12 protein-coding genes and 2 pseudogenes are annotated in these 14342 nt (G+C 71.2%); 7 read left to right on the forward strand and 7 right to left on the reverse strand.

The genetic code is table 11. The features are described from left to right. Positions 1-77 precede the first annotated feature (77 nt). On the reverse strand, positions 78-518 hold the full coding sequence (locus tag ACIGWZ_RS29160; protein ID WP_400069679.1) for a DUF6278 family protein: 441 nt from the start codon (positions 516-518) through the stop codon (positions 78-80). A 273-nt stretch (positions 519-791) separates the two neighbouring features. On the opposite strand from ACIGWZ_RS29160, the gene ACIGWZ_RS29165 reads away from it, so the two are divergent. After that, positions 792-2609: an SGNH/GDSL hydrolase family protein gene (locus tag ACIGWZ_RS29165; RefSeq protein WP_400069680.1), complete on the forward strand. Its 1818-nt coding sequence runs from the start codon at positions 792-794 to the stop codon at positions 2607-2609. A gap of 9 nt (positions 2610-2618) precedes the next feature. Here ACIGWZ_RS29165 and ACIGWZ_RS29170 read toward each other — a convergent pair whose 3' ends face one another. From ACIGWZ_RS29170 to ACIGWZ_RS29185, 4 genes are all read right to left on the reverse strand, one after another. Next, a complete protein-coding gene (locus ACIGWZ_RS29170) occupies positions 2619-3398 on the reverse strand; it encodes an exodeoxyribonuclease III (RefSeq protein WP_400069681.1) in 780 nt (259 codons plus the stop codon). A 43-nt stretch (positions 3399-3441) separates the two neighbouring features. Further along, complete coding sequence (locus tag ACIGWZ_RS29175) at positions 3442-4083, reverse strand: MBL fold metallo-hydrolase (RefSeq protein ID WP_400069682.1); 642 nt, start codon at positions 4081-4083, stop codon at positions 3442-3444. A gap of 59 nt (positions 4084-4142) precedes the next feature. Next, positions 4143-5426, reverse strand: a complete 1284-nt coding sequence (gene pcaC / locus ACIGWZ_RS29180; protein WP_400069683.1) for a 4-carboxymuconolactone decarboxylase — start codon at positions 5424-5426, stop codon at positions 4143-4145. A 114-nt stretch (positions 5427-5540) separates the two neighbouring features. Then, a complete protein-coding gene (locus tag ACIGWZ_RS29185; RefSeq protein WP_400069684.1) occupies positions 5541-5705 on the reverse strand; it encodes a hypothetical protein in 165 nt (54 codons plus the stop codon). Positions 5706-5747: 42 nt separating this feature from the next. Here ACIGWZ_RS29185 and ACIGWZ_RS29190 point away from each other — a divergent pair, with 42 nt between their 5' ends. The 3 genes from ACIGWZ_RS29190 to ACIGWZ_RS29200 all read left to right on the forward strand — a co-directional run bounded on the left by ACIGWZ_RS29190 (position 5748) and on the right by ACIGWZ_RS29200 (position 10634). Then, complete coding sequence (locus tag ACIGWZ_RS29190) at positions 5748-6557, forward strand: DnaB-like helicase N-terminal domain-containing protein (RefSeq protein ID WP_400069685.1); 810 nt, start codon at positions 5748-5750, stop codon at positions 6555-6557. Positions 6558-6610: 53 nt separating this feature from the next. Then, a complete protein-coding gene (locus ACIGWZ_RS29195; RefSeq protein WP_400069686.1) occupies positions 6611-6928 on the forward strand; it encodes a hypothetical protein in 318 nt (105 codons plus the stop codon). 1171 nt (positions 6929-8099) lie between these two features. Then, positions 8100-10634, forward strand: coding sequence for a P-loop NTPase fold protein (locus ACIGWZ_RS29200; RefSeq protein WP_400069687.1), 2535 nt, complete (start codon positions 8100-8102; stop codon positions 10632-10634). Here the strand turns inward: ACIGWZ_RS29200 and ACIGWZ_RS29205 are convergent. Continuing rightward, a pseudogene (locus ACIGWZ_RS29205) lies at positions 10631-11248 on the reverse strand (amidohydrolase family protein); the annotation flags it as partial. The gene ACIGWZ_RS29200 and the pseudogene ACIGWZ_RS29205 overlap by 4 nt on opposite strands. A 141-nt stretch (positions 11249-11389) precedes the next feature. Here ACIGWZ_RS29205 and ACIGWZ_RS29210 point away from each other — a divergent pair. Together ACIGWZ_RS29210 and ACIGWZ_RS29215 are read left to right on the forward strand one after the other, a co-directional pair. Continuing rightward, the gene (locus tag ACIGWZ_RS29210) at positions 11390-11620 is read left to right on the forward strand and encodes a hypothetical protein (protein WP_400069688.1); all 231 of its coding nucleotides are present in this window, start codon (positions 11390-11392) and stop codon (positions 11618-11620) included. Next, entirely contained in the window at positions 11617-11838 is a 222-nt protein-coding gene (locus tag ACIGWZ_RS29215; protein ID WP_400069689.1) for a hypothetical protein, read from the forward strand. Before ACIGWZ_RS29210 ends, ACIGWZ_RS29215 begins: the two co-directional genes overlap by 4 nt. A gap of 299 nt (positions 11839-12137) precedes the next feature. On the opposite strand, the pseudogene ACIGWZ_RS29220 reads toward ACIGWZ_RS29215, so the two are convergent. Continuing rightward, positions 12138-12227, reverse strand: a pseudogene (locus ACIGWZ_RS29220) (3-oxoadipate enol-lactone hydrolase); the annotation flags it as partial. A gap of 849 nt (positions 12228-13076) precedes the next feature. Between ACIGWZ_RS29220 and ACIGWZ_RS29225 the strand changes: the two are divergent. After that, positions 13077-14336, forward strand: a complete 1260-nt coding sequence (locus ACIGWZ_RS29225) for a monooxygenase (RefSeq protein WP_400069690.1) — start codon at positions 13077-13079, stop codon at positions 14334-14336. Positions 14337-14342 lie beyond the last annotated feature (6 nt).

A 14342-nucleotide genomic window follows, 5' to 3' on the forward strand; every position in this document is an offset into this window, starting at 1 on the left:
GCGGTGATATAGGGGTCTAAACCACGGTTACGGAGGAAATGGGCCGACGGCCGCTTCCCCACGCGTCACCGGGCGGGTCAGCTCTCCGCGGCCTCCGCATAGACCTGGGACAGCTCGGGGGCGCCGACATCCGCCCATTCGCGCCCCGCCTCCACCACATCGATCTCCCGCCCCGACGCCAGCCTGACCACCGGCTGCCCGTCCGGCCACACATGCCACACGGCGCCGCGCACCGTACGCACCAGGACCGTGCCCAGATAGAGCCCCGCGTCATTGCCGAGCCAGGACACCACCTCCGGGTCGTCCCGCCACACCGGCTGCAGCTGGTCCAGCGCCTCCAACGACCCTACGGAATCGTCCAGTTCGAACCCTTCGGCGGCCGCCTGCGCCCGCAGCAGCTCGCATTCGGACAGCAGCTCGATGACGCTTTCGGGGTCGGCGCTCACCGACTCCGAAAGCGGCACCGACCGGCCGGGGTACGAGCGCTTGCGCCACTTGTCCAGGAAAGACAGGTTCATGGGGTGAGGGTCCCACCCGTACCAGGGCCCCGGCCACAGGCGCGCGGCGCGACGGATCCCCGTTCGTCACCTTGACGCGCCCTGTCGGCCTTCCTACTTTCATGGCGCTCGGATCGGATCCGCCGGGTCCGCCGGAGCCTCCCGTCCCTCGAGGGAACGCCCCGATCGGAGCTCGGCACCTGCCCGTTGACCTCGGTCGATGTCATCCGGTACCGCCCGAGGCCACCAGAGGTCACCGCACGTCGCCCGGAGCCCACCACAGGGAAGGCACTCATGCGCGTACGACGACGGGGCACCGCCCTGGCACTCCTGCTCACCGCGATCGCACTCCCCGCCGCCACCGCCACCGCGGCGCCGGCCCGCCCGGCACAACACCCGGACCACCCGTTGCCCTTGGCGAGACTCTTCGACAACAAGGCCATCGGCGACGACGCCGCACCGGGCGCCGCCGACTTCGACGGCGCGGGCCATTCGCTCTCCGCGCAGGACCTGGCGGCGGCCGGCTGGCTGCCCGGAAGCACGCTCGCCCTCGACGGGGCCCGGCTCGGCTGGCCCCGTACGGCGGCCGGCTCGCCGGACAATGTGGTGGCGGACGGGCAGGCGGTGGCGCTGCACGGGCGGGGCGGCACACTCACGTTCCTGGTCGCCGGGACGGGGACCGGCGGCGTACCGGCGACCGGCGTCGGCACGGTGCACTACCGCGACGGCTCCCGGTCCGCCTATGAACTCACCGCGCCCGACTGGCGTTCGGGACCGCTGAGCACCAAAGCGGTGGCGCTGCCGCACATCAACGGCCCGGCCGGGCCGAGCGCAGCGGCGGCGCGGCTCTACACGGTGTCCGTACCCCTGCGGGCCGGGCGCGAGGTGGCGTCGGTGGTGCTGCCGCGGGACCCCGGCCCGGCGGCCGATCTCCATGTCTTCGCGGCGGCGGTGCACGCCAACTCGCCTATGAGGACCGGCAGTTGGTCGGCGAGTACGGCCGGCTACCGGGCCGTCGGCCCCTGGACGGACCGTACGCTGCGGCTGGTCGTGCACGCCGGAGCGGGCGGGCCGCGGGCGCGGATACGGCTGGCGAACACCTTCGCGGCGGCGCCGGTGGACATAGGGGCGGCGAGCGTGGCGGTGCGGGCCGCGGGCGCCGCGGCGGACTCCGCGCCCGTACCGCTGACCTTCGGCCGCGGCCGGACCGGCACCCGCATACCGGCGGGCGCCGAGGCCTTCAGTGACCCGGTCGGCTTCCGGGTCCCGGACGACACCGACCTCCTGGTCAGCATCCACCTCCCCGGGACGGTGACGGCGGCGCCGGTCCACCAGGAGGCCACCCAGGTCTCGTATCTGAGCGCGCCGGGCAGCGGCGACCGCACCGGGGACGAAGGCGGCGCGGCGTTTCCGGAGACCCTGACCATCTGGCCGTTCCTGACCGGCATCGACGTGGACGGCGGCCCCGGCTCGGTCGTGGCGCTGGGCGACTCCATCACCGACGGCGTGAAGTCGACGAGCGGCGCCAACCGCCGCTGGCCCGATGTCCTCGCCCGCCGCTTCCGGTCCCAGAGCGCCCTCCCCCGCTACGGCGTCCTCAACCACGGCATCTCCGCGAACCGCATCGTCACCGACCGCTACCAGGGCGACGGGGTCAGCACCGACACCGGCGGGGTGAGCGCCCAGCACCGCCTGGAGCGGGACGCCCTGGCGCAGCCCGCCGCCCGTACGGTCATCGTCTTCGAGGGCATCAACGACGTGCGCTGGGGCACCTCGGCACACGAGGTCGTCGCCGGCCTGCGGGCCCTCGCGCGGCGCGCGCACGAGCGGGGGCTGCGGGTCGTGGCCGCCACTCTCACCCCCTGCGAGGGCTACGCGGACTGCACTCCTGCCGTCGAGGACCGCCGCCAGGCCGTCAATGCCTTCCTGCGCGACCCCGGCAACACCTTCGACGCGACGCTGGACTTCGACGCCGTGATCCGCGATCCCCTACGCCCCCAGCGGATGCTGCCCGCCTACGACAGCGGCGACCATCTCCATCCCGGCGACGCGGGGCTGAGGGCACTCGGCGAGTCGGTGGATCTGCGGGCGCTCGTGCCGGGGCACCGCTGACGGCACCGCTCAGACGTCGAGGTCCACGACCACCGGCGCATGGTCCGACGCGCCCTTGCCCTTGCGCTCCTCCCGGTCCACATAGGAGTCCGAGACGGCCTTGGCGAACGGTTCGTTGCCGTAGACCAGGTCGATGCGCATGCCCTTGTTCTTGGGGAAGGCGAGCTGGCGGTAGTCCCAGTAGGTGTACGGGTGGTCGTACTTGAGGGGGCGCGGTACGACGTCCGTCAGGCCGGTCTCGCGCAGGGCCGTCAGGGCGGCGCGCTCGGCGGGGGTGACGTGGGTGGCGCCGACGAAAACGGCGGGGTCCCAGACGTCCTCGTCGGTCGGCGCGACGTTGTAGTCGCCGAGGACGGCGAACGGGCGGGGGCCCGCCGCGTCCTCGGCGACCGCCGTCTTCAGGGCCTCGAACCAGCGGAGCTTGTAGGCGTAGTGGGCATGGTCGACCTCGCGGCCGTTGGGGACGTACACCGACCAGATGCGGGCCGGGCCGCAGGTCGCCGAGATGGCGCGGGGCTCCTGCACGCCCTCGTACTCCGGGCCGCCCGGCAGGCCCTTGACGACGTCGTCCAGGCCCACCTTGGACAGCAGCGCCACGCCGTTCCACCGGCCGTCGGCGTTGACGGCCGCTTCGTAGCCGAGCTGGCGCAGCTCGTCGTACGGGAACTGCTCGGCGGAGCACTTGGTCTCCTGGATGCACAGCACGTCCGTGCCGGTGCTCTCCAGCCAGGCCATCAGCCTCGGGAGACGGGCGGTGATCGAGTTGACGTTCCAGGTCGCGATGCGCATGTACGTAAACCTACAGCGAGGGTCCGACAGCCGGCCGGGGCCGTCAGCCGAGCGTGGTGCCGGCGCCGGGGGCCAGCCGGCCGTGCTCGGCGCCGCCGAGCTTTTCGATCATGGAGTCGTAGACCGGGCGGGCGTGGTCCTGGAGCAGGCTGTCGTGGATGTCGATGGCCCGGCGGGGCGCGACCGCGCGGACGTAGTCGATGATCTCGGCGATCTTGTTCCAGGGAGCGTGGACGGGCAGCAGGAGGGTGTCGACGGTGCGGTCCTCGGGGACGGTGAGCGCGTCGCCCGGGTGGAAGACCGCGCCGCCGTCGATCAGATAGCCGACGTTGGTGATCCGGGGGATGTCGGGGTGGATGACGGCGTGCAGCTGGCCGTGCACCTCGACGTCGAACCCGGCGGCGGTGAAGGTGTCACCCTCGCCCACCGTGTGCACCCGTCCCGGGAAGGCGGCCGAGAGCTGGTCGGCGACGCTGGCCAGGGTCCAGATCTCGGCGCCCGGGTTCGCCTCCATGCCCGCGCGCAGCCGGTCCTCGTTGAAGTGGTCCATGTGCTCATGGGTCACCAGGATCGCGTCCGCGCCGATGGCCGCGTCCGCCTCGGTGAAGACTCCGGGATCGATGACGAGCGTCTGTCCGTCCTTCTCGAGCCGGACGCAGGCGTGAGTCTTCTTCGTCAGTTCCATGGGGCCATCTTGCCTCGCGGGACGGCCGCCCACCCCGGAACGGGCGGGCGTGCCCGTCGTCATCCCTCCGGCGTCGTCTCTTCCTTTATCACCCGCTGGGCCACCGCGAAGGCGGAGTTCGCCGCCGGGACGCCGCAGTAGATCGCGGTGTGCATCAGGACCTCCTTGATCTCGGTGGGGGTGAGACCGTTGCGGAGGGCGGCGCGGGTGTGCAGGGCCAGTTCGTCGTGATGGCCGCGGGCCACCAGGGCGGTGAGGGTGATGATGCTGCGGGTGCGGCGGTCGAGGCCGGGGCGGGTCCAGGTCTCGCCCCAGGCGTAGCGGGTGAGGAAGTCCTGGAAGTCGCCGGTGAAGTCGTCGGCGGCGGCCTCGGCGCGGTCGACATGGGCGTCGCCGAGGACCTCGCGGCGGACCTTGATCCCCGCCTCGTACGTGCCGCCGCGGTCCGGCTCCTGCTTGCTCAGGCCGGACTCTATGGCGGCGGGGGGCGCCGCGGGCGGCGGCGGGGGCGCGATCTGCGCCTTGGGGGCGGCGGCTCCGATGGCGGCCTGGCCGGCCGGGCCGGGCTTGTCGTGCCAGGCGGTGGTGAAGTGCCGGATGAGGAGTTCGGTGACGGCCGAGGGCTGCTCGACCGGCGCGAGGTGAGAGGTGCCGGGAACCAGCGCGAGGCTGGCGTCGGGTATTCCGGCGACCAGGGAGCGGGCGTCGGTGGTCGGGGTGACCTGGTCCTCGGAGCCGACGACGACGAGGGTGGGCACGCCGACGCGGCTGAGGGAGGACCGTACGTCGTAGGAGGCGAGCGCCTCGCAGGCGGCGATGTAGCAGCCGGGGTCGGTGGTCCGCACCATCTGGACGGCCCATTCGACGATGGCGGGCTGGGCGCCCGCGAAGCCGGTGGTGAACCAGTGCTCGGGCGCGGTGCGGGCGATCGGGTCGAGTCCGTTGGTACGGATGACCACGCCGCGCTGGCGCCAGGCGTCCGCGGTGCCGTAGCGCGGCGACGAGGACACCAGGGCGAGGGAGGTGACCCGGTGCGGGCGGGTGAGGGCCAGCTGGAGGCCGATCGCCCCGCCGATGTTGCAGCCCGCATAGCCGAACCGCTCGACGCCCAGGAGATCGAGGGTGGCGACCAGGCGGTCGGCCAGTTCGGCGATGGAGGACGCGGCGTGGGCGGGCGAGCCGCCGTGACCGGGCAGATCGAAACGGATGACGCGCCAGTGGCGGGTCAATTCGGGGATCTGCCGGTCCCACATGTGCCAGGTGGTACCGAGCGAGGCGCCCAGTACGAGTACGGGCGCGTCGTCGGGACCGTCGATCCGGTGCTGCAGGGTCTTCTCGCTCACCCGACCACGCTACCGAACTATCTGACGCGGTCCTGACACCCGGGTAAGGAAGAGCCGGCACAAGGACGTCCGGGCGGGGCCGCCGACCGCGCCCGAAGTGGGGGAAATCGCAGGTCAGAGCCTCGCGGTCGAGACGATGAAGACGACCGGGTAGCCCGGCTCGTCGTCGCTCACCATGGTCCGCTGGTACGGATGCGGTGCCTTGCCCGTGATCAGGGCTGGGGCGTCTTCAGACCCATCAAAGCGGTGCTGCAGAGTGTGCGTTGGTATCTCGCTCACCCGCCTGACCCTCTCATCTGTCATCTCCACACCCTCATCCAGGTGTGCCCCTGGCCGAAGCACGCGCCGACGTACGCGCGGATGATCCGCGCCGACCACGCCCGCCGGATGCTGCGTATGCACGCCGAGCGCCTGGCCCAGACCGCGACCGACGCCACCCTGCCGAACCCGGCCGCCACTACGCTGGCCCAGGCCGACACGCTCGGACGGTTCCTGGAGAATCTCTCCGGGCAGTTCGCCCCGCACCCCGGCTCCCTGCCCCGCACCGTGGTGCCCGAGGCGCCACCGCGGGACAGCAGCGAGGAGGCCCTGGACGAGGAACGGCTGCTGCTCGCGACCGCCACCGCACACCCCGCAGAGCTGAAGGACATGCGGTGGCTGATGCCCGAGGACTTCGCGCTGCCCCTGCACGCCTCCCTGTGGCAGTGCCTGACCTCACTGGTCCACCGCGGTGACCCCGTCGATCCGGTCACCGTGCTGTGGGAGGCCCAGCACCGCGGCCTCCTCGCCGACGGCCTCACCCCCAGCGACCTGATGGCGCTCGTCTCCATGCCCGTCGGCTCACCCGAGTACTGGGGCGAGAAGGTCCTGCAACGAGCCCTGCTCGCCCGCGCCCACGCCGTCGCAACCCGGATCACCGCCTACACCGAGGACCCGGCCAACACCCCCCACCAGCTGATCACTGGCAGCCGCCGCGCCCTGGCCGACCTGACCGCCCTGCACACCCGCTGGCAGCGCACCACCGCCACCACTCCCCCCACAGCGGCGCGTACGCCGCGCACCCCGGCAGTCACCCGGGCGGGACCACCACCGCGAACCGCAGCACCCGCAGCCCGAGCAGCAACCCGATGACCGACCCCGCTCCGGCCGGCAACAGACCGGCCGGAGCGGTGAAACGAGAACACATGCCCCACCCCGGCGCCGACACATTCATCCGGCTCGACAAGCACCACGACCACACCAGCGCCGTCACCGCCACCATCGTGGGCGCCGGCATCCACTCCACCCGTGCCCTGCTCAGCCTCCACGGCTTCGAACCCGTAGCCGAGCAGACGATGGTCATGGTGGGCATCGACCGCGAAGAGCACCTCCACCCCCACCACGGAAAGCACGGCCGCCACATGGGCGTCCCGGTGCGTGTCGACACCGAGGACGACCTCGCCCTCAACAACCGGCCACATCGTTGTACTTGGGATAGCCAGGGGGCACCTCCTGCTCTATAGCCTGCCGGTCCGCGCCACCGGACCGGCAGAGCGGTCAGCGGTGAGACAGTGCCCAGTTCGCAGCACGCATACCCTCGAGACACGCCCGGAGCAGTCCGGTGGCAGTGCTCCCACGCTGGAGGTCGGCGAAGGTAGGACAAGACACCCGGTCCGAGATGTCACGAGCCAGAGCCCGGCACGGCAGCACAACACCCCCTATACCCAGGTCCCGACGGCCCGCGATCACTCGCAGCACTGATTCCAGAACGTAGTGATCTTGCGGACCAGCGCGCTGACTGCTCCGCTCCCTCGGCGGTGGCACGCAGCCAGCCTGTCGACGTGGCCAGCCGACAATCACGCCAACTCCGAAGGTCGCATCCGCGCAACCCGGTGTCGCCAACGTGCCGCGTATGGGGCCCAGCGAAGGTATCGGGATGTGGTCGGGTAGCCGGATCACACGTGTGACTGAGCGCGCCACTTGGCGGGACTCGCCAACTCAGGCGCTATCTGTGCCAAAACCGTCTCTGAGAAAGGGCGGCGGTGGGAAGCGTGGCCAGCCTGGGCCATCCGAACGCGTGATGTGCGCATTGGGTGGGGCTGGGCCGGCATGACGGTGCCGGGGGTGAGCATGGCTCCCTGGCGTGGTCGGCAGGGCGAGTCAGAAGCGGCTGAGCTCACCGAGCGAGTGGGCCAGGGATGGAAGGGACAGACGTTGAGTCCAACATTCACGAAGGTTAGCCACCTCGACGCCGGAGGCACGCCAACGCCGGGGGAAACCGAACCGGCATACCGCGCTGTTCAGCTCGCCACCTTCCAATGGCTCTGTGACGGCTACAACCGGCACGCCCTGGATGCCGCTGTGTCCATCTACACCGACGACGCCCGCTACGAAGAGAAGACGCTCCGCTGGAGGGGTGAGGGCGCCCGGCTCGTTGGCCCGCTGCCGATTTCGCGGGAAACCGGCGGGCGGGGACGCCGCGGCGGTACGCTCCGGGCGGCCGCACCGCCATGATCGGAAGCGAGGGCGTACGCATCGGACGTGCGGGATCAGTAGCGAACGCGGCTCAGTGTGCCGACTGCTTCGGCACGCCGACGACCTGACACGGGGGCCAGAGTGGCGACCTCTCCGACCTCGCCGACCCCTCCGACCTCTCCGTCCTCTCCGAACGGGGCCGGGGCCGGGCGTACGCCGATGCCCTCACCTGCACCGGCGCCCGGCGACCCGCCCGCCCCCGGGGAAGCGCCCGCTGCCGCCTTACCCGGATCGCGCGGCCATGCCCCGTACTCGCCGTTCGCGCTGCTCAACGACGAGCCGGTGGCCGAACCGGGCGCGGACCTGCTCGGTGCCGGCCGGGCCGCCGCCCAGCTCGCCGGACTGCTGGTCGCCTCCCGGCAGTCCACCCCCTTCACCCTGGCGGTCGACGCCGGCTGGGGGATGGGCAAGAGCAGCCTGATGCGGCTGGTCGACGCGGAGCTGGCGCAGGCCCCCGAGGTGCACACCGTCTGGTACAACGCCTGGACCTCGACCGGCGCCGATGCGCTGGAAGGGCTGATCAAGTCCGTTTTGATGCGGTTCGACCGGCGGGTGCTGCGTCGCGGCCTCCAACGGGTCTCCGAGCGGCGCGCGCTGCTGCGGTTCGCCCGCGCCCTGACGACGGTCGCCGCCGGACCGCTGGGCGTGGCCGGGCTGGTCGACGAGCTGTGGAAGACCCTGTCCGTCAATTCCCAGGCGCGCAACGAGATGCGCGGCGCCATCGGCCAACTGGTGCAGGAGTGGTCCGAGACCGCCGAATTCCAGCCACGTCGGCTCCTGGTGGTCTTCATCGACGACCTGGACCGCTGCTCGGAGGAGACCGTACTGGCGGTCTGCGAGGCGGTGAAGGTCTATCTGGACGTGCCGGGGCTGGCGTTCGTCGTCGGCTGCGACCGGTCGGCGCTCGGCCCGAACGGCTTGCTGCGCGATCTGTCGCCGGCAGGCTCGGCGTTCATGGAGAAGATCTTCCAGACCAGCTACCGGATTCCGGCCCCCGACAGCCAGGGCGTCAAGGACTACATCCGCTGGTGCGCACGGACCGCGGGGGTGGAGCCGCTACTCGACGAGGCGCTGGTGGACCTGCTGGCCGAGCGCTCGGGCCGCAATCCCCGGCGTATCAAGCGCCTGGTGAACGGTTTCGTCCTGGAGGCCACGCTGAACCCGGTGTGGCGCGACTTCGGACCGGGCGCGGTGATCCGGACGCTGCTGCTCCAGTACTTCTATCCCGACTTCTACCGGATGATGACCGGGCCTTCCGGCACGGTGGACGGCGATGTGGTGGCCGAATTCCGGGCGTACCGCGAGGTGCGCCGGACGCTGCTGTCGGCCGCCGGCGGCACATCCCCCGAGGAACTGGCGAGGGCACGGGACTTCCTCGCGCCGTACGACCTGGTGCCACCGGAGCCGCTCGGCGCGGGCGGCGAGCCGGTGCTCGCCGCGCTGGAGCGCCAACTACCCAATGAATTCCCCGACTTGGCACTCAACCCGGCCTTCACCTCGCTCGTCGACGAGCTGACCGCCCGCCCGGACGCGGTGCAGCTGCTGCTGCGGCTGCGCGAGGGGCCGGTGGGCTCCGGCGCCGAGCCGACCCCGATGTCGACGGAGTGGGCGCCTCTGTGGCGCGGGCTGTCGGTCCCGTTCCCGAACGGTTCCGCGTCGGGGTTCGGCCCGCCGCTGGCCTGGCCGGCGGAGGGGACGCCATGGGGCTTCCCGGTGCAGGGGGCGCCGCCACAGCAGGCGCCGCCGGCGCAGACCGGTCCGCCGCAGCAATCCGCCTACCAGCCACCGGGCTGGGGCCAGCAGGTCGGATACGGGGCGCAGCCTCCCGCCCCGTACCTCCCGCCGCTCGACGTCCTTTGGGTGGACGACCAACCGGACCGCAAGGCCGTGGTGCGGGAGGTGCTGGAGGGGCTCGGCGCGCAGGTACGGCACGAGTCCACCAGCCGGACCGCCGCCCGGGCCGTGCGCGACCGCCGGCCCGACCTGCTGATCTCCGACATCAGCCGGGGCCGGGACCGTACCGCGGGCTTCGACATGGTGGCGCGACTCAAGGAGGACGGAGCCTATGACGGGCCGGTGATCTTCTATACCATCCGGCAGAGCCCTGAACGGGAGGAGAAGGCGGCCGAGTTGGGCGCCCGCCTCACCAACAACGAGCAGAAGCTGCGCGATCTGGTGCAGGCCGCGCTCCAGGAGCCCGTCCCTCCCCCTGCCCCGCAAGCCGCCTCGTCGCCCCCTGCGCTGGCGCCGCCCTTGGGTGACCTGTCCATCCTCTGGGTGGACGACCACCCCGTGGACAGCCTCTTCGGGCTGGTCACGGAGCTGCGCGGGGAAGGCGCGGCCGTCCACCTGGCTAACAACGACCAGGCGGCGCTCGAATGGCTGGCCACGCACACGGTGAATCTGGTGCTTTCCGACGCCGCTCGGTACGCGGACGAGTACGGGGCCGGCGAAGGTGGGTTCGCCTTCGCCGAGCGGCTGCGCAATGAGGCGGGCTATCACGGCCCGCTGGGATTCTTCACCTCCTGGATAGCGCCCGCTCGCGAGGAACGCGCCAGGGAGCTTGGTGCCCTCGGTGTGACCACTGACCCGGCTGTGGTGCGGGAGTGGGCCGACGAGGTCGCGTGGGGGCTCTGGTCGCGGCCCGCCGGCCGCCGGCTAGGGCCCGGCCAGGGCCCATCGGAAGGGCCCTAACGCGTCCACCGAACCGCCCGCCCCGCGCACCCTCCCGTCCGGCGGCCGTCAGCCATCACGAAGCGGCCGTCGATCAGGACGTGCGGGATGCCGGACGGGAGGGTGCGCGGGGCGTCGAAAGTCGACCCGGCGGCGACCGTTGCGGGATCGAAGAGGACCAGGTCGGCGCGGTAGCCCTCGCGGACCAGGCCGCGGTCGGGCAGCCGCAGCCGGGCGGCGGGGCGGGAGGTCAGATGCGCCACGCACTCCTCCAGCGACAGCCCGCCCAGCTCGCGGACGTACCTGCCGAGGTAGTGGGGGAAGGTGCGGTACGCGCGCGGATGGGGCTTGTCGCCCTGGAGGATGCCGTCGCTGCCGCCGGTGTGCACACGGTGCCGCATGATCTGCCGGACGTTCTCCTCGTGGCCGACGTGATGGAGGATCGTCGAGCCCAGCCGGTCGTCGATCAGAAGGCGGCGGGCGATGGTCCACGGCTCCTCGCCGCGTTCGGCCGCGCTGCGGGCGAACGTCTTGCCGACGCGGCCCGCCAGGCCGGGGTCCCAGACCCCGGAGATCTCGATGGTGTCCCAGTCGATGGGCACGCCATGGCAACCGTCCGAGCCGGTGACCTCCAGGTCAGAATCCGCCAACCACAACACTCAGCCCGCCAACTCAAGCGCGCACCCGCCAAGTGACGTGCTCAGTCACAACACGGGATCGGCGACACGAGGGCCTCACTTTGCCCCAGAATTCGAACATAGGATCTAATCTGCTGCATGGACACCTTCCCCCCGGATCTCGTGGAGGCCCAAACGGCCTGGTACGCCACATACGAGCTGCTCGCCACCGCGTCGGCGGACGGCACGGTCGCTCACCGCCGTCAACTGTTGCAGCTCTCCCGTCGCATCGCTGCCCACCCGTATTGGCAGACACCGTCCGGGACACCCGCGGCCCGGACGGCACTCAAGGAGCTCGCTCGGACCGGAGTCGCCGGAGGGCGGCCGTGACACTCACCGACCGGCAGATACGCATCCTTCGCGTCTCCCGCGAATGGGTTGCCGAGCACGGGGAAGCCGAAGCCCCTTCAATGCGCGAACTGGCACAGGCGGCCGGGCTCGCCTCCCCGTCGACGGTCTCCTACCAGTTGCGGCGCATGCGGGAACAGGGAGTGGCTGTGGAGACCCGCGGCCGCCCCAGCGGGCGCTGCCCGCACTGCGGACGCTGACCCGGCGATTCGGCAGCACAGCCGCACTATCTACCGCTGGTCCCGCCTTCAAAGCGTCTCCGCCCCTCAGTAGCCGTGACGCCCCTGCATGGTTCCAAGGGGACCGTTCCGGACTGCGGCAGCTGCCAACCCCGCGCGTAGCGCCCCCGCCGGCGCCTTCCCGGCGGGGGCCTCAGTGACCATCACGTGTCACATTGCTGTCACCAACACCGTCGACGCAACTGGACCACGACAACCCCATCTGCGTGAACGGCAGCGATCTGGACCACGTGGACGCCAAGAGACGGTTCCGCCTACCTGTGGCATGTGGTACCGAGCGAGGCGCCCAGTACGAGTACGGGCGCGTCGTCGGGACCGTCGATCCGGTGCTGCAGGGTCTTCTCGCTCACCCGACCACGCTACCGAACTATCTGACGCGGTCCTGACACCCGGGTAAGGAAGAGCCGTCGGGGTGTGCCCACCGACCACGTCCGGAGCGGAGTTTGCGCAGGTCAGAGCATCATCGTCTAGACGACGTAGACGACCGGATGACCCGGCTCGTCGTAGCGCACCATGAGCCGCTGGTACGGACGCGGGTGCCTTGCACGTGATCAGGACCGGGATGTCTTCCGGCCCGTCAAAGCGGCCTTGCAGGGTGTATCGATATCGCACTCAGCCCCTTCACGCTCTCAATCAGCCACCAGCGCGCCACTCGTCGATTCCGTCGGGGACTGGTGGCGCCGAGGCGAGCAGGCGCCGCTCCGCCCGGTCCAGCAGGGACTGGACCATGGAGTCGATGTCGTCGTTTCCCGAACAGCGAGAGCCGTCCCGAGGAGTCCTCGCGCTCTGCCGGCGCGCCCTGGGAACCGAGTACGAGGCGCTGCCCGTCAAGAGGCTCCTCGACCAAGGCGCAGGGCCACGCCGTCCTGGGCTCCCTCCGGGGCGGCCCGCGCCTGGACGCCGGCCGCAACGCGCTGCCGTCGAGGCACCGGGAAACAGGAAATGCCCTCCGCAGGACGCGCGGGTTGGGATGGGATGGGATGGGATGGGCGAGTATGCCCAACCACTCCTACAGGCAAGGCATGCTGACTTACCGTCATCACCCTCCGCATACCTGGCGGAACCTCACCTCGATCCCTCGCCTTTTCCCTCTCGGCATTGCCTGATCATGATGGGATGGACGGGCACTCCGGGGCGCCCGTGATCAGCCGGGACCGCTGACAGGAAGTGCCGGAGAGGTACCTGAGGGAGAGCACGGGATGTTTGGTGGCAACATCGCGGTCGTCGGTGGCAGCATTGCGGGCTGCGCGACGGCCCTGGCAGCGTTACGGGGCGGCGCCGAGAAGGTCACCATCCTGGAGCGGGCCGCCGGCCGGCTCCAGGAACGAGGGGTGGGCGTGAGCCTGCACCGGGACCGTTACGCCGAGTTGGAAGCCGCCGGGTATGTGGACGCCGACATGCCGTGGAGCCCGATCGACCAGCGTATCTGGACGGTGCGGGACGGCGACGCGGAACTCGGCCGGGCTGTCGGAGTACAGGACGCCCCGTTCCGCGCGTACTCCTGGGGTTCGCTGTGGAGTGAGCTGCGCAGCCGAGTGCCCGCCGAGGTCGAGTACCGCTCCGGCGTGGGCATCGCGGCTGTGGAGGAGGACGCCGAGGGCGTGACGCTCGACTTCACCGCCGGCGGGCGGGAGCGCTTCGACGTCGTCATCGGCGCCGACGGTTACCGCTCCGTCGTCAGGGACACCATGTTCCCCGGCCTCCGGCCCACGTACGCGGGATACCTCGGCTGGCGCGGCGCCTCGCAGGGTGCGCCCGAGTGCGGCTCCTCGGACCTCGTCTGGACGGATCTGCGTACGGTGGTCTTCCCCGGCGGTCACTGCGTGATCTACCGAATACCGGACGGCGCGGGCGGCATGCGGGTCAACTGGGTGCTTTACACCACTCCGCCCGAGCACCTGGCGCTCCCACTGAATCTGCAGACTCCCACCTCGCTGCCGCCGGGGAAGCTCAGCACCGAACTCGACGTGTTCGCACGCGATGTGGTGCGCAAGCACTTCCCGCCCTACTGGGCCGAGTGCGTGCTGCGCACCCCGCGCGAGGAGTCCTTCATCCAGCCCATCTACGACCTCGAGGTGCCGCACTACGCCCGCGGCCGACTCGCCCTCGCTGGGGACGCCGCCACCGTCGCCCGGCCGCACACCGGCGGCGGGGCGGTCAAGGCACTGCAGGACGCCCTGGTCCTCGAACAGGCCTGGCGGGCACACGACGACTGGGCGGCGGCCGCCGCGGCGTACGACGCCGGTCGGACCGCGCTTGGCGCCTCGATGGTCGACCTGGGTCGCAGGTTCGGACAGGCCCAGGTCGTCGGCACTCCGGACTGGGAGACCATGCGCACCTCGGACTTCGAGGCCTGGTGGAAGGGACAGATCGGCGGCCCGGAGCGCAGCAGCGGCTTCGGCGGCCACGCGCTCCAGAAGGACGGCCTGGAGAAGGACGGCCCGAAGAAGGACAGTTGACCGGGC

Origin of the sequence: Streptomyces sp. NPDC053427 (assembly GCF_044544985.1) — a bacterium.
Lineage (GTDB): Bacteria > Actinomycetota > Actinomycetes > Streptomycetales > Streptomycetaceae > Streptomyces.